General features: G+C 65.4%; 22 protein-coding genes. 7 read left to right on the top strand and 15 right to left on the bottom strand.

Features of this window, described 5'->3' with window-relative positions:
- Window positions 1–85: 85 nt before the first annotated feature.
- Both BMY06_RS36590 and ychF read right to left on the bottom strand, forming a co-directional pair.
- Complete coding sequence (locus BMY06_RS36590) at window positions 86–1,351, bottom strand: tyrosine-type recombinase/integrase (RefSeq protein ID WP_080180078.1); 1,266 nt, start codon at window positions 1,349–1,351, stop codon at window positions 86–88.
- A 168-nt stretch (window positions 1,352–1,519) separates the two neighbouring features.
- A complete protein-coding gene (gene ychF / locus BMY06_RS36585) occupies window positions 1,520–2,614 on the bottom strand; it encodes a redox-regulated ATPase YchF (protein WP_065062625.1) in 1,095 nt (364 codons plus the stop codon).
- Window positions 2,615–2,954: 340 nt separating this feature from the next.
- Between ychF and BMY06_RS36580 the strand changes: the two genes are divergently transcribed.
- The 4 genes from BMY06_RS36580 (at window position 2,955) to BMY06_RS36565 (ending at window position 7,851) form a co-directional block, all read left to right on the top strand.
- On the top strand, window positions 2,955–4,127 hold the full coding sequence (locus tag BMY06_RS36580) for a UbiH/UbiF family hydroxylase (protein WP_074987711.1): 1,173 nt from the start codon (window positions 2,955–2,957) through the stop codon (window positions 4,125–4,127).
- Window positions 4,128–4,384: 257 nt separating this feature from the next.
- Window positions 4,385–5,116: a DsbC family protein gene (locus BMY06_RS36575; RefSeq protein ID WP_074987710.1), complete on the top strand. Its 732-nt coding sequence runs from the start codon at window positions 4,385–4,387 to the stop codon at window positions 5,114–5,116.
- 125 nt (window positions 5,117–5,241) lie between these two features.
- Entirely contained in the window at window positions 5,242–7,032 is a 1,791-nt protein-coding gene (locus BMY06_RS36570) for a M61 family metallopeptidase (RefSeq protein WP_065062621.1), read from the top strand.
- A gap of 222 nt (window positions 7,033–7,254) precedes the next feature.
- Window positions 7,255–7,851, top strand: coding sequence for an FMN-dependent NADH-azoreductase (locus BMY06_RS36565; protein ID WP_065062619.1), 597 nt, complete (start codon window positions 7,255–7,257; stop codon window positions 7,849–7,851).
- A gap of 131 nt (window positions 7,852–7,982) precedes the next feature.
- On the opposite strand, the gene BMY06_RS36560 is transcribed toward BMY06_RS36565, so the two are convergent.
- The 8 genes from BMY06_RS36560 to rpe all read right to left on the bottom strand — a co-directional run bounded on the left by BMY06_RS36560 (window position 7,983) and on the right by rpe (window position 15,773).
- Window positions 7,983–9,005 (bottom strand): uracil-DNA glycosylase, encoded by a 1,023-nt coding sequence (locus BMY06_RS36560; protein WP_074987709.1) that lies wholly within the window; start codon window positions 9,003–9,005, stop codon window positions 7,983–7,985.
- A gap of 254 nt (window positions 9,006–9,259) precedes the next feature.
- Window positions 9,260–9,895 (bottom strand): CYTH domain-containing protein, encoded by a 636-nt coding sequence (locus tag BMY06_RS36555; RefSeq protein ID WP_065062615.1) that lies wholly within the window; start codon window positions 9,893–9,895, stop codon window positions 9,260–9,262.
- Window positions 9,896–9,907: 12 nt separating this feature from the next.
- Window positions 9,908–10,693 carry an indole-3-glycerol phosphate synthase TrpC gene (gene trpC / locus BMY06_RS36550; RefSeq protein ID WP_074987708.1) on the bottom strand — a complete coding sequence of 262 codons (786 nt, stop codon included), beginning with the start codon at window positions 10,691–10,693 and terminating at the stop codon, window positions 9,908–9,910.
- Window positions 10,694–10,750: 57 nt separating this feature from the next.
- Window positions 10,751–11,785, bottom strand: coding sequence for an anthranilate phosphoribosyltransferase (gene trpD / locus BMY06_RS36545; protein ID WP_074987707.1), 1,035 nt, complete (start codon window positions 11,783–11,785; stop codon window positions 10,751–10,753).
- Window positions 11,786–11,801: 16 nt separating this feature from the next.
- The gene (locus BMY06_RS36540; RefSeq protein ID WP_065062609.1) at window positions 11,802–12,377 is read right to left on the bottom strand and encodes an aminodeoxychorismate/anthranilate synthase component II; all 576 of its coding nucleotides are present in this window, start codon (window positions 12,375–12,377) and stop codon (window positions 11,802–11,804) included.
- 13 nt (window positions 12,378–12,390) lie between these two features.
- Entirely contained in the window at window positions 12,391–13,884 is a 1,494-nt protein-coding gene (trpE, locus tag BMY06_RS36535) for an anthranilate synthase component I (protein ID WP_074987706.1), read from the bottom strand.
- Window positions 13,885–14,367: 483 nt separating this feature from the next.
- Window positions 14,368–15,084, bottom strand: coding sequence for a phosphoglycolate phosphatase (locus BMY06_RS36530; RefSeq protein ID WP_065062605.1), 717 nt, complete (start codon window positions 15,082–15,084; stop codon window positions 14,368–14,370).
- Window positions 15,081–15,773 carry a ribulose-phosphate 3-epimerase gene (gene rpe, locus BMY06_RS36525; RefSeq protein ID WP_074987705.1) on the bottom strand — a complete coding sequence of 231 codons (693 nt, stop codon included), beginning with the start codon at window positions 15,771–15,773 and terminating at the stop codon, window positions 15,081–15,083. The genes BMY06_RS36530 and rpe overlap by 4 nt, the downstream gene beginning before the upstream one ends.
- A gap of 259 nt (window positions 15,774–16,032) precedes the next feature.
- Here rpe and apaG point away from each other — a divergent pair, with 259 nt between their 5' ends.
- Complete coding sequence (gene apaG, locus BMY06_RS36520; RefSeq protein ID WP_065062601.1) at window positions 16,033–16,407, top strand: Co2+/Mg2+ efflux protein ApaG; 375 nt, start codon at window positions 16,033–16,035, stop codon at window positions 16,405–16,407.
- A 110-nt stretch (window positions 16,408–16,517) separates the two neighbouring features.
- Window positions 16,518–17,807, top strand: coding sequence for a murein transglycosylase A (gene mltA / locus BMY06_RS36515; RefSeq protein WP_074987704.1), 1,290 nt, complete (start codon window positions 16,518–16,520; stop codon window positions 17,805–17,807).
- 111 nt (window positions 17,808–17,918) lie between these two features.
- Here the strand turns inward: mltA and paaK are convergent, their stop codons facing one another.
- The 5 genes from paaK to paaN form a co-directional block, all read right to left on the bottom strand.
- Window positions 17,919–19,217, bottom strand: coding sequence for a phenylacetate--CoA ligase PaaK (gene paaK, locus BMY06_RS36510; RefSeq protein ID WP_074987703.1), 1,299 nt, complete (start codon window positions 19,215–19,217; stop codon window positions 17,919–17,921).
- Between the two features lie 56 nt (window positions 19,218–19,273).
- Window positions 19,274–19,741: a hydroxyphenylacetyl-CoA thioesterase PaaI gene (paaI, locus tag BMY06_RS36505; RefSeq protein WP_231957678.1), complete on the bottom strand. Its 468-nt coding sequence runs from the start codon at window positions 19,739–19,741 to the stop codon at window positions 19,274–19,276.
- A gap of 1 nt (window position 19,742) precedes the next feature.
- Window positions 19,743–20,534: a 2-(1,2-epoxy-1,2-dihydrophenyl)acetyl-CoA isomerase PaaG gene (gene paaG, locus BMY06_RS36500; RefSeq protein ID WP_074987702.1), complete on the bottom strand. Its 792-nt coding sequence runs from the start codon at window positions 20,532–20,534 to the stop codon at window positions 19,743–19,745.
- 115 nt (window positions 20,535–20,649) lie between these two features.
- On the bottom strand, window positions 20,650–21,852 hold the full coding sequence (gene pcaF / locus BMY06_RS36495) for a 3-oxoadipyl-CoA thiolase (protein ID WP_074987701.1): 1,203 nt from the start codon (window positions 21,850–21,852) through the stop codon (window positions 20,650–20,652).
- Window positions 21,853–21,948: 96 nt separating this feature from the next.
- Entirely contained in the window at window positions 21,949–23,649 is a 1,701-nt protein-coding gene (gene paaN / locus BMY06_RS36490; RefSeq protein ID WP_074987700.1) for a phenylacetic acid degradation protein PaaN, read from the bottom strand.
- Between the two features lie 138 nt (window positions 23,650–23,787).
- Here paaN and BMY06_RS36485 point away from each other — a divergent pair, with 138 nt between their 5' ends.
- A complete protein-coding gene (locus BMY06_RS36485; protein WP_065062593.1) occupies window positions 23,788–24,564 on the top strand; it encodes an enoyl-CoA hydratase in 777 nt (258 codons plus the stop codon).
- The last annotated feature ends 309 nt before the right edge of the window (window positions 24,565–24,873 follow it).

Below are 24,873 nucleotides of genomic sequence, written 5' to 3'. Positions count from 1 at the left end.
AGTTGTCTCATTGCGACTGAGCTTGTTCTCTGTCGGGCGCCCCTGTTAGTTGAAGTGGGCGACCCGCCAGTTGCCTATGGTCATGTCATGGGGCGATATCTGCTTTCCACCGATTTAACAGGTCTGCCCACCCTTGCATCATCGTTATCCGATCCTTCATGTAGTCGGCGTGGTTGTACGTACGCCGGACGGAGTTAGGTTCGGTGTGAGCGAGTTGGCGCTCAATCCAGTCCGAAGGAAAGCCGAGTTCGTTGAGCCTGGTGCTACCGGTTGTCCTAGTGGCATGAGGGCTGAATCTCCCTGACCAACCGAGGACGTGCAACATTTGCCGAAATGCAGCCGTAACCATCGGTTTGGTCTTGTCGTCGCGGTGTGGGAATACATGCTGCCTCGTGCCAGTCAGCATCCGCATGGTTTTCAGGAGATCGACGGCTTGTGTTGGCAATGGAATCACGTGCTCGCGGCGCTTTTTCATCCTTTCTGCTGGAACGCGCCACGTGGCAGCTTCTAGATCGAACTCCGTCCATTCAGCTTCGATGACTTCCGAAGGACGAGCAAGCGTAAACCACATGAGCTTAAAGGCGCTTTGCGTCTGCAGGTTGCCGCCGTGTCCGTCCACGTCCTTCAGTAGTTGGCCGATTTCCGTAGTCTCCAGAGCACGTTTGTGCTGGGTCTTGTTCTTGGGCAGAGCTTCACGCCATTGATGCACGGGGTTGGCGTCAACTCGGAAGGTTTCCGCAGCTAGCTCGAAAATCCCGAACATAGTCCGCTTGGCTTCAGCCATGACGGACGGGCCGTTGTTGCTGTGCGCCTTTTTCAGGATGTCGAGGATCATGCTCGGCGCAATTGCACGGACGGGGAGGTCACCGATAGAGGGAAACACGACCCGCGTCAGCATGTCGAGTCTGCGCGCCTTGGTAAGTTCCTCCCAGTCCTTGAGCGACAACCATTCGTCGGCCAAGGCTTTGAACGTGCTGGCGTGCCCATGGATGGCCTTTAGGCGCTCGATCTTTCGCTGTTGAGCCGGGTGTTGGCCTTGCTTGACCAGCTTCCGGGCGGCGTCCACCTGTTCCCGTGCCTCTTTCATGGAGGTTTCCGGGTAACTGCCAATCGCGTAGCGGTTTTCCTTGCCGCCCAGGCGATATTTCCAGCGCCAGAGCTTGGAGCCTTGCGGAGAGACTTCCAGATAAAGCCCTTCACCTACCGAATACTTGTACGGCTTGTCGGCGGGTTTCAGTGCGCGCAGTGCGGCATCACTAACTCGCGGCTTCGTAGAGCGCTGTGGAGACGTAGTGTTGTGGGATTGGGCTTCCCCTGTATTGTCAGGGGCATCTGAGCGATGTGGGGGCATGATTCCTTAGGGGCATCGGGCATGGTCCTGCGTGCCCCATATGATGCCCCCACATCGTCAGAATATCAACGAACAGTCACGAACACTGGTGAACTGAAACCCCTTGTGTTTAAAGGGGTTGGCTGAATTCGCGAATGTCGGCGAACACCCAAGAACAACAGTTCATGCTTAAACGTTGAACAGGAAGTTCATCACGTCGCCGTCGTGCACGACGTATTCCTTGCCTTCGGCGCGCATCTTGCCGGCTTCCTTCGCGCCGGTTTCGCCCTTGTACTGGATGTAGTCGTCGAAGGCGATGGTCTGCGCGCGGATGAAGCCGCGCTCGAAGTCCGTGTGGATCGCGCCGGCAGCCTGCGGAGCCGTATCGCCCACGTGGATCGTCCACGCGCGCACTTCCTTCACGCCGGCCGTGAAGTACGTTTGCAGACCGAGCAGACGGAAGCCCGCGCGGATCACGCGGTCGAGGCCCGGCTCTTCCATGCCCATGTCGGCGAGGAACGCGGCCTTGTCTTCGTCGTCGAGATCGGCGATTTCGGCTTCGATCGCAGCGCACACGGCCACGACCGGCGCACCTTCGGCTTCGGCGTGCTTGCGCACGGCGTCGAGGTACGGGTTGTTTTCGAAGCCGTCGTCCTTCACGTTCGCGACGTACATCGTCTTCTTCGCGGTGATCAGGCAGAACGGCTTGAGGAGCGCCTGTTCGTCTTCGTTCAGGTCGAGCGCGCGAACCGGCTTGGCCTGGTCGAGCTGGGCGCGCACGCGCTCCAGCACGGCGACCAGCTTTGCCGCTTCCTTGTCGTTGCCCGACTTGGCGGCCTTCGAGTAGCGCGTGAGCGACTTTTCGACGGTGGCGAGGTCGGCGAGCGCGAGTTCGGTGTTGATGACTTCGATGTCGGCGAGCGGATCGACCTTGCCCGCGACGTGAATCACGTTTTCGTCTTCGAAGCAGCGCACGACGTGCGTGATCGCATCGGTTTCGCGGATGTTGGCGAGGAACTGGTTGCCCAGACCTTCACCCTTGCTCGCGCCCGCGACCAGACCCGCGATGTCGACGAACTCGACCACGGCCGGCACGACGCGCTCGGGCTTGACGATCTCCGAGAGCGCTTTCAGGCGCGGATCCGGCACTTCGACCACGCCGACGTTCGGCTCGATCGTGCAGAACGGATAGTTTTCGGCGGCGATGCCCGCTTTGGTCAGCGCGTTGAAGAGGGTGGACTTGCCGACGTTAGGCAAGCCGACGATGCCGCATTTGAGGCTCATGGAAATCTCTGCATGTCAGGGTGGCGACGTGCGGCGCGCCGGGCTCGGGCGTCCGCTGCCTGGCAGTGCCGGCGCTCGCCGGGAGGCGAGCCGGGGACGGCCCGGAATGCACGTCGGGGGCGTGACGCGACGTCACGAAAACCGTAATTGTAACCTTGTCCGCGCATGGCTTTGGTGAGCGGTGTGCCGCAAAGCCGGGGCGCGGAAAAGGGCGCTATCGGGCGACGCGCGGATGAACCGCAGACACCCGCCGCCCGCCCCCGGCCGCACGCGCTTGCCGCACCGCAACATCGCGCCCATCCGGCCCTGTCAGACAAGGCCCCACGGCTATAATGCGCGGATGACTGCAAGCAACCAGACCTTTGATGTCGCCGTGATCGGCGGCGGGCTCGTCGGCAAGGCGGCGGCGCTGGCGCTGACCCAGAATGGCCTGCGCGTGGCGCTGCTCGCGCAGCCTTGCGCGCCGCTGCCGCCGGGCGCCGTGTTCGACGCGCGCGTCTACGCCTTTTCGCGCAGCTCGCAGGCGCTGTTCGAGCGGCTGCGGGTCTGGCAGGCGGCGGATCCCGCGCGGCTCACGCCCGTCTACGACATGCGCGTGTTCGGCGACGCCGCCGCGGAACTGCACTTCTCGGCGTATCAGGCGTCGGTTTCGCAGCTCGCGTGGATCGCCGAATCGTCGTTGATCGAGCGCGCGATGGACTCCGCGCTGCATTTCCAGCCCAATCTCACGTGGATCGATTCGCGCGCGCAAACGCTCGACGTGAATCCCGCTGCCGCCGTGATCGGCCTCGCGAACGGCCGCACGATCGAAGCCGATCTGGCCGTGGGCGCGGACGGCGCGCACTCGTGGGTGCGCGCGCAGATCGGCGCGACGGTCGAACGCCGCGACTATCGGCAGACCGGCGTGGTCGCCAATTTCCGCGCGGAAAAGCCGCACGGCGAATGCGCGTATCAATGGTTCCGCGACGGCGAGATCATCGCGCTGCTGCCGCTGCCCGATCAGCACGTTTCGCTCGTGTGGTCGGCGCAAACGGCGCACGCGGACGAACTGCTCAAGCTCGAACCCGAGCAGCTGGCCGCCGAAGTCGAGCGCGTCACGCAGCGTCAGCACGGCGCGCTCGAATGCGTCACGCCCGCGCGCGGTTTCCCGCTCTCGCTGCAAACCGTCGACAAGCTGATCGCGCCGCGCGTCGCGCTGGTCGGCGACGCCGCGCATCTGATCCACCCGCTCGCGGGGCAGGGCGTCAATCTCGGTCTGCGCGACGTGGCGGCGCTCGTCGACGTCGTCACGCAGAAGGAAGCCTTCCGCGATCTCGGCGACACCGTTCTGCTGCGCCGCTACGAACGCGGCCGCCGCGAAGACATTCAAAAGCTCGTCGTGGCCACCGACGGTCTGCAGCGGCTGTTCTCGGTGCCCGGCACGCTCGCGCGCGCCGTGCGCAACACGGGCATGGCCTTCGTGGGCGCGCAGCCGCTTGTCAAGCGCTGGCTCGTGGCGTCGGCGCTTGGCTGAGGGCGCGCCGGGCCCAAGCGGCACAGACCGCGCACAGCCCGTGCGCAAACCGCGCTCGCGGTGACATTTCCGGTACCGCGCCGCTCGGCAGCTTAGAATGGATGGTTGAGTCAGCGGCGCACGACGGCAATGTCCCGTGACGTCGCCGCGCCGCCGGGTTCAGCGCAGGGTCCGCAGCACAGTTCGCAGACCGAACCCATCCGCAACGTTTCGCGCGCATCGCATCGCGCCGCGCGCCCGAATCAGGAATGCTTCACATGCAAAAGCGTATTCGCATTGCCGCGCTCGTCCTCGCGGCGGTCGCCTCGGTGCTCGGCTGCTCGGCCCAGGCCGACCAGACCACGGACAAGATCAAGACCGCGCTGCAGTCGCGCCTCGGCATCGACAGCGGCGACATCAAGGGCATTACCAAGGCGCCGGTCGCGGGTCTCTACGAAGTGAACCTCGGCTCGCAGATCGTCTATAGCGACGCCAACGGCGACTACGTGCTGACCGGCGACCTCATCGACGCCAAGGCGCACCGCAATCTCACCGAGTCGCGTCTGGCCGAGATCAACAAGGTCGACTTCTCGAAGCTGCCGCTCGAAAACGCCGTGAAGGTCGTGAAAGGCGACGGCAAGCGCAAGATCGCCGTGTTCTCCGACCCGAACTGCCCGTACTGCCATCAGCTCGAAAGCACGCTGAAGTCGGTCGACAACGTCACGGTCTACACCTTCCTGTATCCGGTGCTCTCGCCGGATTCCACGCAGAAGGCCAAGCAGATCTGGTGCTCGTCGGATCGCGCGAAGGCGTGGGAATCGTGGATGGTGGACCGCAAGGCGCCCACGGCCGCCGGCACCTGCAACACCGCCGCGATCGACAGCAACCTCCAGCTCGGCGCGAAGATGAACGTGACCGGCACGCCCACAGTGATCCTCGCCGACGGCAGCCGCCTGCCGGGCGCGGTCAGCGCGGACCGGCTCGAAAGCGCCTTGAGCGCCGCTCGCTGACGCGACACCCGACACGCCGGCCGCCTTTGCGGCCGGTGCTTTTTTTGTCCGCCGTTTTTTTGCGGCATGGTGTCGGCTGACACACCCGCCGCCGTCCGCCGAACCGAACATCACCGATCCCGCCGATGAAGCCGATCCGATACACCATCGTCCCGAAAAATCCCGCCGCGCATCTGTTCGAAGTGACGCTCACCGTCGACGATCCCGCGCCGGACGGCCAGCGCTTCATGCTGCCCGTGTGGATTCCGGGCAGTTACATGGTGCGCGAGTTCGCGCGCAACATCGTCACGTTGCGCGCCTTCAACGACGCGGGCCGCAAGGTGCGCGTGAGCAAGACCGACAAGCACACCTGGCAGGCCGCGCCCGTGAAGGGCGCGCTCACGCTGCGCTACGAGGTCTACGCGTGGGATCTCTCGGTGCGCGCCGCGCATCTGGACGACACGGCCGGCTTCTTCAACGGCACGAGCGTGTTTCTCGCGGCGCTCGGTCATGAAGAGGCGCAGCACGTTGTCGATATCCAGCGTCCGGACGGGCACGCGTTCCGTCACTGGCGCGTCGCCACGGCGCTGTCGGAGGCGCGCGGCACCAAGCGCTACGGCTTCGGCGAGTACGCAGCCATGAACTACGACGAGCTGATCGACCATCCGGTCACGCTCGGCGACTTCACGCTCGCGAGCTTCAAGGCGCACGGCGTGCCGCACGACATCGTGATCGCCGGGCGCGTGGTGGGGCTCGACATGGAGCGCCTCGCCGCCGACCTGCAGAAGATCTGCGAGGCGCAGATCGCGCTGTTCGAGCCGCGCACGAAACGCGCGCCGATGGAGCGCTACGTGTTCATGACGCAGGCGGTCAGCGACGGCTACGGCGGCCTCGAACACCGCGCCTCGACGGCGCTGATCTGCAATCGCACCGACCTGCCCGTGAAGGGCAAGCCGGAGATGTCGGACGGTTACCGCACCTATCTCGGCCTGTGCAGCCACGAGTATTTCCACACCTGGAACGTGAAGCGCATCAAGCCCGCCGCGTTCGTGCCGTACGACCTCACGCGCGAGGACTACACGTCGCTGCTGTGGCTGTTCGAAGGCTTCACCTCGTATTACGACGACCTGATCCTCGTGCGCAGCGGCCTGATTTCCGTCGACGATTACTTCGGCCTCGTCGGCAAGACGGTCGCCGGCGTGCTGCGCGGCGCGGGGCGTCTGAAGCAGAGCGTCGCGGAAAGCTCGTTCGACGCGTGGGTGAAGTACTACCGCCAGGACGAAAACGCGTCCAACGCGATCGTCAGCTACTACACGAAGGGCTCGCTCGTGGCGCTCGCGTTCGATCTGACGATCCGCGCCGAAACCAGCGGCCGCAAGTCGCTCGACGACGTGATGCGTCTGCTGTGGCAGCGCTACGGCCGCGACTTCTACCGCGGCAAGCCAGTGGGCGTGGGCGAGGACGACGTCGAGGCGCTGATCGCCGAGGCAACCGGCGTGGAACTCGGCGCGCTCTTTAGCGACGCGGTGCGCGGTACGCGCGATCTGCCGCTCGCCACGTTGCTCGAGCCGTTCGGCGTGAAGCTCGAAGGCGAGCCGGAGCGCGGCGCGAAGCCGTCGCTGGGCGCGCGTCTGCGCGGCGGCGCGGAGGCCACGCTGGCGGTCGTGTACGAAGGCGGCGCGGCGCAGAAAGCCGGTCTCTCGGCCGGCGACGCGCTGGTGGCGCTCGACGGCCTGCGCGTGACAGGCTCGAATCTCGACAGCCTGCTTTCGCGTTATCAGCCCGGCGCGAAGGTCGAACTTCACGCGTTCCGTCGCGATGAATTGCGCGTCGCGCGCCTGACGCTCGATCAGCCGGAGATCGCGCGCTACAAGCTTAGCGTCACCGACAAGCGGCCCGCGCCGCGTGCCTTGCGCGAGCGCTGGCTGGCGCTTTAACGGCGGTCTGACAGCGGCAGGACAGGCACCGCCAAACGCCCGGTCGGCAGCGTGGGCGGCCCAAAACGGCTGGATCGATCTGATCCGGCCGTTTTTTTATGCCGGGGATTGTTCTACCGTTGCAACAATCCGTCATCGGCGGGGGCCTTTTTCGCGGCGCGGCAAAAAAACACAATGCCTTCACTCGCGCAACACTGCGCAAACCGACCCGAAGGAGCCACCATGACCACGATCCTGCAAATCAATTCCGCCGCCCGCTCGCAAGGCGCCCAGTCGACGCTGCTCGTCAACGAATTGACGGAGAAGCTGCAACAATCGAACGCCGGCGCGAAGGTCGTCACGCGCAACCTGCAAGCCGATCCGCTGCCGCACCTCGACGACGCCGTGCTCGGCGCGTTCTTCACGCCCGCCGACCAGCGCACGCCGGAACAGCAAGCGATCGCCGCGCGCAGCGAAGCGCTGATCGCCGAACTCCAGGCCGCGGACATCGTCGTGATCGGCGCACCGCTTTACAACTTCGGCATCTCGTCGCAACTGAAGACGTACTTCGACTGGATCGCCCGCGCCGGCATCACGTTCCAGTACACGGCGAACGGCCCCGAAGGTCTCGTCAAGGGCAAGAAGGTGTTCGTGGTCTCGGCACGCGGCGGCAAGTATCAAGGCACCCCGCACGACAGCCAGACGCCGTACCTGAAGTCGTTCCTCGGCTTCCTCGGCATGACCGACGTGAGCTTCATCTACGCCGAAGGCCTGAACATGGGCGCGGACGCAGCCAGTGCCGCTCTGGCGAGCGCACGCGAAGCCATCGCGGCTGCGTAAGGTACGCGCGGTCACGCGCTTGCGCTGCAAAGTAAAACGCCACGAAAGCGATTTCGTGGCGTTTTTTATTGCCTGCGCGCGATGTGTGCGCGATGTTCGCGTGATGTTCGCGCGTCTTGCAGATCCGGCGCTCAGGCGAGCACTTCGCCGACCTCGGGCAAGCGCCAGTCGATCGGCGCGCGGCCGTGGGCCTGCAAATACGCGTTGGCCTGCACGAAATGGCCGCAGCCCAGAAAGCCGCGATGCGCCGACAGCGGCGACGGATGCGGCGCTTCCAGCACGCAATGCTCGCCGTTGCCGAGCAGCGCGCGCTTGTTCTGCGCGTGGGCGCCCCACAGCATGAAGACGAGATGCTGGTGGCGCGTGGCGAGTTCGTGGATGAGCGTGTCGGTGCAGCGCTCCCAGCCGCGCTTGGCGTGGCTCGCGGCGTTCTCGCGCTCGACCGTCAGCACGGTGTTGAGCAGCAGCACGCCCTGACGCGCCCAGGCATCGAGACAGCCGTGCGCGGGCGCGTCGATGCCGAGGCTCGCCGCGATCTCCTTGAACATGTTGCGCAGCGACGGCGGCGGACGCACGCCCGGCGGCACCGAAAACGCGAGGCCGTGCGCCTGCGGCGTGCCGCGGTCGTCGCCGTGATACGGGTCCTGACCGAGGATCACCACTTTCACGTCGTCGGGCGAGGTGAGGCGCAGCGCGCGGAACACATCGGCGGGATAGACGGTCTTGCCGGCGGCGCGCTCGTCGTCGACGAAGCGGCACAGCGGCGCGTAGGTGTCGCTCGCGGTGAACGGCGTGAGCAGGTCGCGCCAGGCGGCGGGCAGGGCGGCGAACTGATCTTCGAGGCGCGGCGTGTCGGAAACCAGGGACATGGCGATAGCGAGTTGGGTGTCGGATGCGTGGCGCTCAGGCGCGGCGGCGGGCGCGGCGTCAGACGCATGCGCGGATTGCGCCGCGTGCGGCGGCGTCGGGTTCGCGAAGGCGGGCGCCGGGAATTCGTCGGCGTCGAACAGCGAGAAAATCGTAATCTGACGCGGATCGACCTCGGGCTGCGCCGGTTCGTCGAGCGTGGCCTGCGCGGCGTCGGGCGCTTCGTCGTCGAACAGCGAAGTCTGCACCGGCTGCGCGAGGCGCGTCGTGCGTTTTGTGGGAGTCATGGGCGGCAAGTGTCGCAGCAATCGCGCGGGGATTCAATGCAGTGCGGCGCGCGGCGCGGCGGACAGGGACATCGCGGCGAGTCTTGCAACTAACAGCGTCGTTGCGGGGCCTGCGCAGTCAGCGCGAGCGAGAAGGCGAATGAGAAAGTGAAGGCGAAGGCGAAGGCGAAGGCGACGTGCGCATGCGCGCCGCTCTCGCGTTCGGGTTTTCGTGTTCAGCCTTCGCGTTTAGCCTTTGTGCCCGGTCTTCGCGTTCAGCCTTCGCGCAGCGCGTAGCCGCGTTGCGCCTTGCTGATGTCGTCGGGCGCGAGACCCGGCAGCGCCTGCGCGAGTTCGGCCGCGAGCGCGTGCAGTGCGGCTTCGCCGTCGTCCTTCGCGGCTTTCAGTTCGAGTTCGATTTCGCAGATCGGCGTGCTGCGCGCCTCGCCGTTCACGTCCGCCGTGATCTCGCCCTGATCGACCGCCGCTTCCACCTGCGCGCCGTCGATGTCGAGCGTCCACAGCGTGCGCGTGAAATCGGTGCGAAAGAGCGGAATCAGCGTCGCGGCCGCGCCGGACAGCGCCGTCGACACGCCCGCTTCGTCGCACTCGTGCAGCAGACGGTCGATTTCGAGCGCCTCGCCCGCGACCGGCATTTCCCACTCGTGACGCGCGTGCAGACCGTTCACCGACACACCCACCGTCTTGAACGTCTGCAACCAGCCCTCGGGCGCGCGGCGCAGGCGCAGCGCGCTTTTCGCGCGCGCGAGCGCGAGCTGCGGCGTGTCGAAATAGATGTTTTCGAGCCGGATCGGATGACCCGGCGCGCCCGCGCGCGTTTCGAAGAAACGCAGCGCCGCCGCGACCTGGTCCTGCGGCAGCGCGAGCTTGATTTCGCGTTCGATACCCATGTCGCTACGCGCTCAGAAGAACATGCGCGCGAGTTCCGCGCCGGGTTGTTCCGCGCGCATGAACGCTTCGCCGACGAGGAACGTATGCACGGACAGCGCGCGCATCTTCTCGACATCGGCGCGCGACAGAATGCCCGATTCCGTCACCACGATGCGGTCCTCGGGCACGTCGTCGAGCATGCCGATGGTGGTTTGCAGCGTGGTTTCGAAGGTGCGCAGATTGCGGTTGTTGATGCCGATGAGCGGCGTCTTCAGCGTGAGCGCGTGATCGAGTTCCGCGCGGTCGTGCACTTCGACGAGCACCGCGAGACCGAGCGAATGCGCGAGCGCTTCGAGGTCGCGCATCTGAGCCGGTTCGAGCGCGGCGGCGATCAGCAGGATCGCGTCGGCGCCCATCGCGCGCGCTTCGACGATCTGGTACGGATCGACGATGAAGTCCTTGCGCAGCACCGGCAGGTCGCAGGCGGCGCGCGCGGCTTGCAGATACGCGACGCTGCCCTGGAAGAACTGCACGTCGGTGAGCACGGAGAGGCACGCTGCGCCGTGACCGGCGTACGAGCGCGCGATTTCGGCGGGGTCGAAGTGTTCGCGCAGCACGCCTTTCGACGGGCTGGCCTTCTTCACTTCGGCGATCACGGCCGCCTGGCCGTTCTCGTGTTTCGCGCGCAGCGCGCCGACGAAGTCGCGCAGATCGCGCGTGCTCGCCGCGAGACGCAGCTCTTCGAGCGGGGCGCTCTGTTCCGCCGCGCGCACTTCTTCGCGCTTCACGGCGATGATTTTTTCGAGGATGTCGCTCATGGTTTCAACACAAATCGGGCTAAAAACGGTGCAGGATCAGCGCCTTATCGACGCGAATCACGCACGCTTGAACTGTTGCGTGAAGCGTACCAGTTCGTCGACTTTGGCGCGCGCGCGGCCGCTGGCGAGCGTTTCGCGCGCGAGCGCGATGCCGTCGGCGATCGAGTTCGCGACGTTGGCCGAGTAGAGCGCGGTGCCCGCGTTCAACGTGACGATCTCGCGCGCCGTGCCGGGCTCGTTCGCGAGCGCGCCGAGCAGCATCGCCTTCGATTCGTCGGCGTTCTCGACCTTCAGCGAGCGGTTCGACACCATCTGCAGACCGAAGTCTTCCGGATGGATTTCATACTCGCGAATCGCGCCGTCCTTCAACTCGCCGACCAGCGTGGCCGCGCCGAGCGAGACCTCGTCCATGCCGTCCTTGCCGTACACCACGAGCACGTGCTTTGCGCCGAGGCGCTGCATCACGCGCACCTGAATGCCGACGAGATCCGGATGGAACACGCCCATCAGCTGATTGGGCGCGCCGGCCGGATTCGTGAGCGGGCCGAGGATGTTGAAGATGGTGCGCACGCCCAGTTCGCGGCGCACGGCGGCGATGTTCTTCATCGCCGGATGATGGTTGGGCGCGAACATGAAGCCCATGCCCGTTTCGGCGATCGACGCGGCCACCTGATCCGGCTGCAGGTCGATGTTCACGCCGAGCGCTTCGAGCACGTCCGCGCTGCCCGACTTGCTCGACACGCCGCGATTGCCGTGCTTCGCGACCTTCGCGCCCGCCGCCGCGACGACGAACATCGACGCCGTGGAGATATTGAAGGTGTGCGAGCCGTCGCCGCCGGTGCCGACGATGTCGATGAAATTCGAGTTGTCTTTCACCTCGACGTGATTCGCGAATTCGCGCATCACGGTCGCGGCCGCCGCGATCTCGCCGATGGTTTCCTTCTTCACGCGCAGACCGGTGATGATGGCCGCCGAGAGCACGGGCGAGAGCTCGCCGCGCATGATCATGCGCATCAAATGCAGCATCTCGTCGTGAAAAATCTCGCGGTGCTCGATCGTGCGTTGCAGCGCTTCCTGCGGGGTAATGGACATGATGCTCGCCTCCGTATCAAGCGCTTTGAGTCTGCTTCAGGAAATTCTCGAACAGCGCGTGGCCGTGTTCCGAGAGGATCGATTCCGGATGGAACTGCACGCCTTCGACCGCGAGTTCGCGGTGGCGCACGCCCATGATTTCGCCGTCCTCGGTCCATGCGGACACTTCGAGACAATCGGGCAGCGACTCGCGCTCGATCGCGAGCGAGTGATAGCGCGTGACGTTGAAGTGCTTCGGCAGATCGGCGAACACGCCCTTGCAGTCGGTTTCAATCTGGCTGACCTTGCCGTGCATGATGGTTTTCGCGCGCACGACGCGGCCGCCGAACGCCTCGCCGATCGCCTGATGGCCGAGGCACACGCCGAGAATCGGCGTCTTGCCGGCGAATTCGCGCAGCACGTCGAGCGTGATGCCCGCGTGCTGTGGATTGCTCGGTCCCGGCGAGAGGCAGATGCGCTTCGGATTGAGCGCCTTGATCTCGTCGATGCTGATTTCGTCGTTCCGATACGTGCGGACGTCTTCGCCGAGTTCGCCGAAGTACTGGACGATGTTGTAGGTAAACGAATCGTAGTTGTCGATCATGAGCAACATGGTCTATCTCCGCTCAGAAGTCGCTGTCGAGGCCGTCCTGCACCTGCTCGGCGGCGCGCAGCACGGCGCGCGCCTTGTTTTCCGTTTCTTGCCATTCGGACTCCGGCACCGAATCGGCAACCACGCCGGCCGCGGCCTGCACGTACAGATTGCCGTTGTGGATCACGCCCGTGCGGATCGTGATCGCCAGATCCATCTCGCCGTTGAACGAGAGGTAGCCGACCGCGCCGCCGTAGAGGCCGCGCTTCACCGGTTCGAGTTCGTCGATGAGTTCCATCGCGCGCACCTTCGGCGCACCCGAGAGCGTGCCGGCCGGGAAGGTCGCGCGCAGCACGTCGAAGTTGCTCACGCCGGGCTTGAGCTTGCCTTCCACCGAACTCACGATGTGCTGCACGTGCGAGTATTTTTCGATGATCATCTGATCGGTCACGACCACCGAGCCAATTTCCGCGATGCGGCCCACGTCGTTGCGCGCGAGGTCGATCAGCATGACGTGTTCGGCGATTTCCTTCGGGTCGTTGAGCAGTTCGGTCGCGAGTTCGGCGTCGCGCTCGGGCGTGTTGCCGCGCGGACGCGTGCCCGCGAGCGGACGGATCGTCACGATGCGGTCTTCGCCGCGCTGCTCCTGACGCACCAGGATTTCCGGCGACGCGCCCACCACGTGGAATTCGCCGAAGTTGTAGTAGTACATGTACGGCGACGGGTTCAGCGAACGCAGCGCGCGATAGAGCGACAGCGGATTGTCGCGATACGGCTTGGTCAGACGCTGGCCCACCTGCACCTGCATCAGCTCGCCCGCGGCGATATATTCCTTGGCCTTGCGCACGGCCGCGAGGTAATCGTCCTTCTTGAACTCGCGGAACGTTTCGGTGCGCACGCTCGCGCTCGTGACCGGCGGCTGCACCGTCGCGCGCAGACGCTGCTTGAGTTCGCGCAGGCGCAGCTTCGCCTTCGTGTACGCCTCGGGCGTTTGCGGATCGGCGTAGACGATCAGGTAGAGCTTGCCCGCGAGATTGTCGATGACCGCGACTTCCTCGGCGAGCAGCAACTGGATGTCGGGCAGGCCGAGATCGTCGGGCGGGCTGGTGTCGGCGAGCTTCTTCTCGATGTAGCGCACCGCGTCGTAGCCGAAGTAGCCGGCGAGGCCGCCGCAGAAGCGCGGCAGGCCGGGACGCTGCGCGACCTTGAAGCGCGACTGGTATTGCGCGATGAATTCGAGCGGATCGCCGTCGTGCGTTTCGATCACCTGGCCGTCGCGCACGACTTCCGAGATGCCGTTCTTCACCCGCAGCAGCGAGCGCGCCGGCAGGCCGATGAACGAGTAGCGCCCGAACCGCTCGCCGCCGACGACGGATTCGAGCAGAAAGGAGTTGGCGCCGCCGCGCTCGGGCTGCGCGAGCTTCAGATACAGCGAAAGCGGCGTTTCCAGATCGGCGAGTGCTTCGGCGATCAGCGGGATGCGGTTGTAGCCCTCGTTGGCGAGAGACTGGAATTCGAGTTCGGTCATGTTCCGATCCTGTTCGTGCTGCCGGTCGCGGCGTGTGTGCGGGCCCAGTGCGGCTCAAATAGGGGCGCGCGGTGAACGCGAAGGCGTCTGTTTTGAGTGCGGGTTGGCCGCTGGCGCTCGCTCGTGCGGCCCGCGGACGCACAAGGCGCTTGCCGGGCCGGCGTGCGGACGATCGGGGCGGTGCGTGACGTAGGCGCTGGCGGCCCGGCATGCGACGAATCGACATGCAAGGATCGCGACAGCCCACGGCAAGACCAGCCGACGGTTGACCGCAACAGTTTAGAGACGAGACACGCGCGAGAGCGCAGCGAAGTAAAAAACGGAGCTGAAGGGAGAGCGAACTTGAGACAAGCGCGCCGCTTCAGCGAACCTCGAGTGAGGTTAGCGCGACCAGCGACGCCAGGGCCAGGCTCCCCGGTCGATGCTGCTCAGACTCCGTTTTTTATTCAGAAACATGAGGATAGTTGACGTTCAGTAGAGAACTTAAGTCAGATCATTGTGCGCTGCGACCGCCTTGGCGGCGTCGAGCAGCGTGGCAACTATACCATCCGACTCAATTTTTTGTACAGGTTGACCGTGGTTGTAGCCATAGGGCACCGTGAGCGTGGCCATGCCGGCCGCGCGGCCCGCGATCGCATCGTTCTCCGAATCGCCGATCGCCACGGCCGACGCCGGATTCACGCCGAGACGCTCGCAGGCCGTGAGCATGGGCAGCGGGTCGGGCTTTTTCTTCGGCAGGCTGTCGCCGCCCAGCACGACCTCGAAATAGGGCGAGAGGCCGTATTGCTGGAGCAGCTCGACGGCGAAGCGGTGCGGCTTGTTCGTCACGCACGCGAGCTTGATGCCCTGAGCGCGCAGCGCGGCGAGGCCCACTTCCACGTCCGGGTACAGATGCGTGTGGCGGCCGTTGATCTTCGCGTACTCGTCCTGGTAGAGGGCAAGCGCTTCGTCGAAACGCGCCTGGGCGTCGTCCGCGGCAAAGCGCGGAGCGAGCACGCTCTTGATCAGATGCTCCGAGCCTTTGCCCACGTAGCCCATGACTTCTTCGCGCGTGGTTTCCTCGGCGTCGAACTGGGCGAGCATGCCGTTCAGGCCTGCCGCGAAGTCGTCGGCGGTGTCGACCATGGTGCCGTCGAGGTCGATCAGCGCCGCCTCGATGCGCGGCGCGGTGAATTTGACGGCCTTGAACGGGGCGCTCATTGCGCGCCGGCCTTCACGGTGGCGAGCTGCGCGCGCATCTGGTCGATCACGGCCTTGTAGTCGGGCTTGCCGAAGATGGCCGAGCCGGCGACGAAGGCGTCCGCGCCCGCTGCCGCGATTTCGGCGATGTTGTCGACCTTCACGCCGCCGTCCACTTCCAGGTGGATCTCGCGACCGGTGCGTTCGTTGTAGGCGTCGATCTTCGCGCGCGCCTCGCGCAGCTTGTTGAGCGCCTCGGGAATGAACGACTGGCCGCCGAAGCCCGGATTCACCGACATGATCAGCACGAGGTCGACCTTGTCCATCACGTGGTCGAGATAGTTCAGCGGCGTGGCCGGGTTGAAGACGAGGCCGGCCTTGCAGCCGTGGTCGCGGATGAGCGACAGGGTGCGGTCGATGTGGTCCGAGCCTTCCGGGTGGAAGCTGATGAGGTTCGCGCCGGCCTTGGCGAAGTCGGGCACGATGCGGTCGACCGGGCGCACCATCAGATGCACGTCGATGGGCACGTCCACGTGCGGGCGGATCGCCTCGCACACCAGCGGGCCGATGGTGAGGTTCGGCACGTAATGGTTGTCCATCACGTCGAAGTGGATCCAGTCGGCGCCGGCGGCGACGACGTTGCGGACTTCTTCGCCAAGACGCGAGAAGTCGGCGGACAGAATACTGGGGGCAATTCGGAATTGCGTCATGGCGGTAAGCGGAAATTAGACGGAAAAACCGTATTTTAGCGTTAGCGCGCGGCGGCGGACGTCGGCCGGACGCACGTTGGCCATCCGGCCAGGACCCGCTGGCATCGGCTTGCGGCGGTTGCGGGGGTCTGCCGCATCAAGCAGAATGCAATTTCATGCGGCCCGCCGCGCCGGCGGCGCTTGAACACCTTGCGCCGCGTAAGTATTTGTGACCCCGGGCGTGCGACAACAGCGGGCCTGAACAGGGATTGGAAAGAGGATGAGTCAGTACGAATTTAGCGTGACGTCGCAGGTGCGCTACCTGCCCGAAGAGTCGGATCCCGAGCGCCGGCAATATGCGTTTGCGTACACGTTGACCATCCGCAACACCGGCCAGGTGAGCGCGCAGCTGATCGCGCGCCACTGGATCATTACCGACAGCGACGAGAAGGTTCAGGAAGTGAAGGGGCTGGGCGTGGTCGGCCATCAGCCGCTGCTCAAGCCGGGCGAGCAATTCGAATACACGAGCTGGGCGATGATCGCCACGCCCGTCGGTACCATGCGCGGCGCATACTTCTGCGTGGCGGAAGACGCCGAGCGCTTCGAAGCGCCGGTTGCCGAGTTCGTGCTGCGCATGCCGCGCACGCTGCACTGACTTCCGTTGAACCGTTCCCCGATTTCGCGGTCTGCTAGTCCTGACGTTCGTCGTGAGACACGTGCGGGGCACGCTTCTGCTTTTTCCTGCCCGACGCGGTCCACACGACGATGAAAATCAGCAGGAACAGCGCGAGCAGCGCTTCCAGACCAAACATGAGCATCGGGTATTCGTCGAGCAGATCAGACATGGCGGCATCCATCGAGAGCAAATATTGTATGCGTGTTTCCGCGCGCTTTTCCGCGCTGATGCTGGGATTAACGGCGCTGCGCGACGGTGTGCGACGCGGTTTCGGGCGCATCGGCGGCCTGATCGGCGCCGCATCGCTGGCGGCGCTGCTGGCCGCGTGCGGCGGGCCGAGCTACGTGCGCACCACGCCGCCCAAGGGTTCGCCCACGCTGCCTTCGCAGCTCGCGGCGCAGCGGCTCACTCCGGTTGCGTGGCAGCAGGTGCCCGGCTGGCAGGACGATTCGCTGATCGGAGCGACGGCCGCACTGCGCGCGAACTGCACGCGCCTTGCCCGCGAACCGCGCTGGCAGCGCGCCTGCGCGGCGGCTTCGCAACTCGACGACCTCGACGCATCCGGCGCGCGCGCGTTCTTCGAGTCGTACTTCACGCCCTACCAGTTCGCCAATAACGACGGCACGCTCGACGGCCTCGTCACCGGCTACTACGAGCCGCTGCTGCGTGGCTCGCGCACGCGTCACGGCATCTATCAGACTGCGTTGTACCGCTGGCCATCCGGCTATCGCGCGGGCGCCGCGCTGCCGCCGCGCGCGCAACTCGAACGCGCGGGTGTGCTGAACGGCAACGAACTCGTCTGGGTCGACGACCCGATCGAGGCGTTCTTCCTGCAGGTGCAGGGCTCGGGCCGCATCGTCATGGAAGACGGCAGCGTGATGCGCGTGGGCTTCGGCGGCACCAACAATCAACCATACAAGTCGATCGGCCGCTGGTTGCTCGATCGCGGCGAACTCACGCCCGCGCAGGCCACGATGCAGGGCATCAAGGCATGGGCTCGCGCGAATCCGACGCGCGTCGACGCGCTGCTCGACACCAATCCGCGCTTCGTGTTCTTCCGCGAGATGCCGTCGGGGGAAAGCTCGCCGCAGGGCGGCGCCGACGGCCCGATCGGTGCGCTCGGCGTGCCGCTCACGCCGGAGCGCTCGATCGCGGTCGATCCGTCGTCGATCCCGCTCGGGACGCCGGTGTTCCTGACGACCACGCGTCCGCTCACCAATACGCCGCTGAACCGGCTTGTGTTCGCGCAGGACACCGGGTCGGCGATCAAGGGCGGCGTGCGCGCCGACTATTTCTGGGGTCTCGGCGACGATGCCGGCGATCTCGCGGGCAAGATGAAACAGGGCGGCCGCATGTGGCTGCTGTTCCCGAACTCGTAAGCGGCGCGGTGCTTGAGTGCATGAAAAAAGCCGGCTGAATCAGCCGGCTTTTTTATTGGCTGAGCGCATCGTTTTGCGCACTCACCTGTGCTCGTTCGCGCTAATTTGCGCTCACTTGGGCCGCTTGTCGATCACGCGCTTCGCTTTGCCGACCGAACGCTCGATGCCGTTCACGTCGAGCACGTTGATCTTCGCCGTCACGCCGATCAGCGATTTGATGTCGTACGCGAGTGCCTTGGCGGCGGCATCCAGCGCGCCATAGTCGGGCGCCGTTTCCGGGCACGGCTCGCAGTTGAGCGTCATGACATCCATCGGGCCTTCCTTTGTGAGGACAATCTGATAGTGCGGGGCGAGCGCGGGCTGCTTGAGCAGCAGTTCCTCGATCTGCGTGGGGAACACGTTCACGCCGCGGATGATCAGCATGTCGTCGGAGCGACCGGTGATCTTTTCCATGCGGCGCATCGTGCGCGCCGTGCCGGGCAGAAGCCGCGTGAGGTCGCGCGTGCGATAACGCACGATCGGCAGCGCTTCCTTGGTGAGCGAGGTGAAGACAAGTTCGCCGAATTCGCCGTCGGGCAGCACTTCGCCGGTTTCCGGGTCGATGATCTCGGGGTAGAAATGGTCTTCCCAGATGGTCGGGCCATCTTGCGTTTCGGCGCACTCGGAGGCGACGCCCGGCCCCATCACTTCGGACAGACCGTAGATGTCGACGGCTTTGATGCCCATGCGCTTTTCGATGGCCGCGCGCATGTCGTTGGTCCACGGCTCCGCGCCGAAGATGCCGATGCGCAGCGACGAGCTTGCCGGGTCCATGCCCTGGCGCTCCATTTCGTCGGCGATCGCGAGCATGTAGCTCGGCGTGACCATGATGATGTCGGGCCGGAAGTCCTGAATCAGTTGCACCTGCTTTTCGGTCTGGCCGCCGCCGAACGGAATGACCGTGAGGCCCGCGCGCTCCGCGCCGTAATGCGCGCCGAGACCGCCCGTGAACAGGCCATAGCCGTAACTCACGTGCACCTTGTCGCCGCGCCGCGCGCCCGCCGCGCGCACCGAACGCGCGACCAGATTCGCCCAGGTGTCGATGTCCTTGGCGGTGTAACCGACCACGGTCGGCTTGCCGGTTGTCCCCGACGACGCATGAATGCGCGAGACCTGCTCCTGCGGCACCGCGAACATCCCGAACGGGTAGCTGTCGCGCAGATCCTTCTTGGTCGTGAACGGAAAGCGCGCGAGATCGGCGAGCGACTTGAGTTCGGAGGGGTGAACACCCGCATCGTCGAACTTGCGGCGATAGACCGGCGAGTTCTCATACGCGTGGTTCAGCGACCATTTCAGCCGTTCGAGCTGAAGCGCCGCGAGTTCGTCGCGGCTGGCCGTTTCGATAGGCTCGAGCGGCAGCGGGTTAGTCATCGATGTCTCCAGTTGCTTTAGATATGAATGCGGTGCGGGCGAGTTGGCGAGATGCGTCACGCCTCGACAGGAATCACGTTGCCGCGAATCTGCGCGGATTTGCCTCTGAACATGGCGACGGTTTCGCCGGCGCGATTCGTCACGCGGATGTCGTAGATGCCGTTGCGGCCGGACATCACCTGTTCGACGGCTTCGGCGGTGAGCTGGTCGTCGGGCTGCACGGGGCGCAGGAATTCGATCGAACAGCCGGAGGCGACCGTGTTGATGTTGTACGAGTTGCAGGCGAACGCGAAGGTCGAATCGGCCAGCGTGAAGATCAGGCCGCCGTGGCAGATCTGATGGCCGTTGAGGAATTCGGGCCGCACGGACATGCGCAGACGCGCGTAGCCGGCGCGTACCTCGAGCAATTCCATGCCGAGGGCGCGGCTGCAACCGTCAGCCTCGTACATGGCCTGCGCGGTGGCGCGGGCCAGTTCGTCGGGCGTCATGTCGCCGGGCGTGTGCGTGGAGATCGACGCGGTCATATCAACGGCCCTCGAAGCGCGGTGCGCGTTTCTCGATGAAGGCCTGCACGCCTTCCGCGTAGTCGTGGGACGCGCCCAGTTCGCGTTGCAGATCGCGTTCGAGATCGAGTTGCTGATCGAGCGTGTTGGTGACCGACGCACGCAGCGCCTCGCGCGTGGCGACGATGGCGCGCGTGGGCTGCTTCGCGAGTTGCGCGGCGAGCGCGGCAGCGGTGGCGGCGAGTTCGGCGTCGTCGGTGACTTGCCAGACGAGGCCCCAGCTTTCCGCCTTGTCGGCGCTCAGTTTGTCGCCGGTCATGGCGAGACCGAGTGCGCGCGCCATGCCCACGCGCTGCGGCAGGAACCACGTGCCGCCCGAATCGGGCACGAGGCCGATCTTCACGAAGGCCTGAATGAAGCTCGCGGAGCGCCCGGCCAGTACGAGGTCGCACGCGAGCGCGAGATTCGCGCCCGCGCCCGCCGCGGTGCCGTTGACGGCGGCGATCACGGGCATCGGCAGCGCCTGAATACGTTTGATCAGCGGATTGAAGTACTCGTCGATGAGCGCGCCGAGGTCGGTCATCGCGCCGGGCGTGAAGTCGAGGTCGGCGAGATCCTGGCCCGCGCAGAAGCCGCGGCCCGCGCCGGTGAGTACGAGCGCGCGCGCGCCGGCGCTTTCGACTTCGTCGAGTGCCGCTGCGAGCTCGCGGTGCATGGCGCGCGTGAAGCTGTTGAGCTTGTCCGGGCGGTTCAGCGTGACGGTGGCCACGCGCGTGGTTGCGTCGATCTCGACGCGGATCGCTTCAAAGGGCATCGGTCGTCTCCTCCATGCCTGCTTTTCGGGGCTTTTGGGCCCCGCCGCGCGGTGTCGCCCGGCGGGTTGCTGTGCCGCTACTGCTGTGCTGTTGCTGTGGCGATGACGAGCGCTGTCAGACGCGCTCGATGGCCAGCGCGATGCCCTGGCCGACGCCGATACACATTGTGCACAGCGCGTAGCGACCCTGCGTACGTTCGAGTTGATGCAGCGCCGTGGTCACGAGCCGCGCGCCCGATGCGCCGAGCGGGTGACCGAGCGCGATCGCGCCGCCGTTCGGGTTCACGCGCGGATCGTCGTCGGCGATGCCGAGTGCGCGCAGCACGGCGAGGCCTTGCGACGCGAACGCTTCGTTGAGCTCGATCACATCGAACTGGTCGATCGTCATGCCGAGCTGCGCCAGCAGTTTCTGCGTGGCGGGCGCGGGGCCGATGCCCATGATGCGCGGCGCGACGCCGGCGGTTGCCATGCCGAGCACGCGCGCGCGGCGGCGCAGACCATACTGGTTGGCCGCTTCCTCATTGGCCAGCAGCAGCGCGCAGGCGCCGTCGTTGACGCCCGAAGCGTTGCCCGCGGTGACCGTGCCGTCCGGCTTCACCACGCCCTTGAGCTTGCCGAGCGATTCGAGCGAGGTCTCGCGCGGATGCTCGTCGAGCGCGACGCGCACCGGATCACCTTTCTTCTGCGCAATTTCGACCGCGACGATTTCCTGCGCGAGCGTGCCGTCCTTCTGCGCGCGCGCGGCCTTTTGCTGGCTGCGTAGCGCGAAAGCGTCCTGATCGGCGCGGCTGATGCTGAATTCCTCGGCGACGTTTTCCGCCGTCTCGGGCATCGAATCGACACCATATTGCTGCTTCATCAGCTTGTTGACGAAACGCCAGCCGATGGTGGTGTCGTAAATGTTCGCCTCGCGCGCGAACGCGGACGCGGCTTTGCCCATGACGAAGGGGGCGCGCGTCATGCTTTCCACGCCGCCCGCGATCATGAGGCGCGCTTCGCCGGCCTTGATCGCGCGAGCGGCGCTGCCGACGGCGTCGAGGCCCGAGCCGCACAGGCGGTTGAGCGTGCCGCCGGGTGCTTCGGTGGGCAGACCCGCGAGCAGCGCGGCCATGCGCGCGACGTTGCGGTTGTCTTCGCCGGCCTGGTTGGCGCAGCCGTACAGGATGTCGTCGAGCGCGCGCCAGTCCACGCCGGGATTGCGCTCGACGAGCGCGCGGATGGGCACGGCGGCGAGGTCGTCGGCGCGCACGTCCTTCAGGGCGCCGCCGTAGCGGCCAAACGGGGTGCGAATCGCGTCGCAGATATAGGCTTCGGTCATCTCAGGTTCCGGCGGCACGGGTGCGGAATGCGCCCATGCCTTGCATGCTAGAGGGTCGGACAGTTGTGCGCTATTCGGCCAGATGGCCTAGGCCGTTCAGCCGACTGCAACGGGCGCCGCTTTCGGTTCAACATGAACGCGGCTCTGAACCACGCGGAAGCGGTTCGCCACGAACGCGGCGTCGGCCAGCGAGGCATTCGCGGCAGGATTCGCGCCGGTGCCGTGGAAGTCCGAGAACGCCGCCGACTGATTGACGAACACGCCGCCGGTCAGATTGATCGACAGCGCCACGCCACCGGTGATCGCCGCGTCGTGGGCGGCTTCGATCACCGCGTCGCTCGTGCTGTAGACGGAGAGCGTCAGCGCGCCGTGATCGCGCGCGGTCATGCCGGCGAGTTCGAGCGACTGGCCGGTGGAGTCGGTCGCAATCACGAACGAGATCGGGCCGAACCATTCGCGCGTGATCGTGGCGGCGTCGCGGCCCGCATCGAGTGCGAGCACGAGCGGCGTGCGCACGCGTGCGCCGGGGAACTGCGGGTGATCGAGCGTCTGGCTGTCGGCGAGCACGGTGCCCAGCTTGCGGGCTTCGTCGACGCGAGCGGTCACGCCGTTGTTCTGGATCGCGCCGAGCACTTCGACGGCACGCGCCGGATCGGCCACGAATTTCGTGACCGCGCCCGCGATCACCTGCGCGACCTGATCGAAGCTCATGTGGCCTTCGGCGGTCTCGATGCCGTCGCGCGGCACGTAGATGTTCTGCGGGGCCGTGCACATCTGGCCCGAGTAGAGCGAGAGCGAGAAGGCGATGTTGCGCGCGGCGGCCTTCAGATCGCTCACCGAGTCGATCACGATCTGGTTCACGCCGGCCTTCTCGGTGTAGACCTGGGCTTGATGCGCGTGCTGTTCGAGCCAGTCGCCGTTCTGCGTGCTGCCGGTGAAGTCGATCAGTTTGATTTCGGGGCGCACGGCGAGTTGCTGGACGAGTGCGCCGTCGTTGGGATCGGTGGCGAGCAGCGTGACGACATTCGGATCGAAGCCGGCTTCACGCAGGACTTCGCGCGCAATGCGCACCGTGATTGCGAGCGGCAGGATCGCACCCGGATGCGGCTTGACGATCACCGTGTTGCCCGTCGCCAGATCGGCGAACAGGCCCGGATAGCCGTTCCAGGTCGGGAACGTGCAGCAGCCGAGCACGAGGCCCGTGCCGCGCGGCACCACCGTGAAGCGCTTTTGCATCGCGAGCGGCGGGTTCTTGCCCTGCGGCTTTTCCCAGTGCGCATCGGTGGGAATGCGGCGCAGCTGGTCCCACGCGTAAGTCACCGCTTCGAGTGCGCGGTCCTGCGCATGCGGGCCGCCCGCCTGGAACGCCATCATGAACGCCTGACCCGTCGTGTGCATCACGCCGTAGGCAATCTCGAAACTCGCGCGGTTCAGGCGTTCGAGAATTTCGAGGCTCACGCCCACCCACGCTTTCGGGCCGGCGGCGCGCCAGTCGCGCTGGGCGTGCTGTGCAGCGTCGATCAACTGGTCGGGCGTCGACTTCGGATAGCGCGCGCCCAAGGCGAAACCGAACGGCGAAGCCTCGTTGCCGACGGTTTCGGCGCTGGCGGGCTGGTCGAGTTCGAACGTCTGATTCAGGTGCGCCTTGAACGCGGCTTCGCCATCTGCGCTGGCGGTTTCCCCGTACACTTTGGGGCTCGGCATTTCGGCGAACGGGCTCCAGTAGCCGCGCGTCTCGATGGCGGCCAACGCCTTCTGCAGCAGGCCTTCGTGCTTGTCGAAAAACGGATGTGTCATGGCTCGACTTGAATTGAGGGGTTGGATAAGGCCCGCGCCAATTAATTGACCGACCGGTTGGTTGGCAAATGTTAGCATTAGTCAAACTTCGGCGTAAAAGAAATTTTTGAGGACTTTTCTATGACAGAAGGAGGCGGTATGGGGTACGAAAACATCCTGGTCGAGACGCGCGGCAAAGTCGGTCTCGTCACGTTGAACCGGCCGAAAGCGCTGAACGCGCTCAACGACGCCTTGATGGACGAACTGGGCACGGCGCTCAAAGCGTTCGACGCGGACGAGAACATCGGCGCGATCGTTATTACGGGGAGCGAGAAGGCGTTCGCGGCGGGCGCGGACATCGGCATGATGGCGACCTATAGCTTCATGGATGTCTATAAGGGCGACTACATCACGCGCAACTGGGAGACGATCCGCTCGATCCGCAAGCCGATCATTGCGGCGGTGGCGGGTTTCGCGCTGGGCGGCGGCTGCGAGCTGGCGATGATGTGCGACATGATTTTCGCCGCCGATACGGCGAAGTTCGGTCAGCCGGAGATCAAGCTAGGCGTGATTCCGGGCGCGGGCGGGACGCAGCGTCTACCGCGCGCGGTATCGAAGGCGAAAGCGATGGATCTGTGTCTGACGGCGCGCATGATGGATGCGGCGGAAGCGGAGCGTGCGGGACTCGTGTCGCGCGTGATTGCGGCGGCCGATCTGCTCAACGAAGCGATTGCGGCTGCGACGACGATCTGCGAATACTCGCTACCCGCGGTGATGATGGCCAAGGAGGCGGTGAACCGCGCTTACGAGACGACGTTGGCCGAAGGCGTGCACTTCGAGCGTCGGCTTTTCCATTCGCTGTTTGCGACGGAAGATCAGAAGGAGGGGATGGCGGCGTTCGTGGAGAAGCGCAAACCCGCGTTCAAGAACAAGTAAGGGTGGGTGGCAAGCAGTTTGGCGCCCCAGTTTGGCGCCCGATTGGGTCCGGTGGCGGAATTATTTTCCGCCACCCCTTGCGCCTGGCCTCAGGGGGCGCTAAGATTCGCCCCCTTCGCTGCACGCAACAAGCAACACGCCGCAGCGAAGCCCGCGACGAAACCAGCGGGTTCGCAGGATCAACAAGCTTTTAAACGGTAACATAAAAAAAGATGTTGACGAAACGAAAAAGAGACTTCATAATCTCGTTTCTCTGCTGCTGACGCAGCAACGCAGCAAACGCCGGGTAGTAACAGCGCACTACGGTGC

The organism is Paraburkholderia tropica, from assembly GCF_900109265.1.
Taxonomy (GTDB): domain Bacteria; phylum Pseudomonadota; class Gammaproteobacteria; order Burkholderiales; family Burkholderiaceae; genus Paraburkholderia; species Paraburkholderia tropica.
Note: the sequence above shows the minus strand (reverse complement) of the source record. Positions and strands in the feature narration are given on the sequence as shown.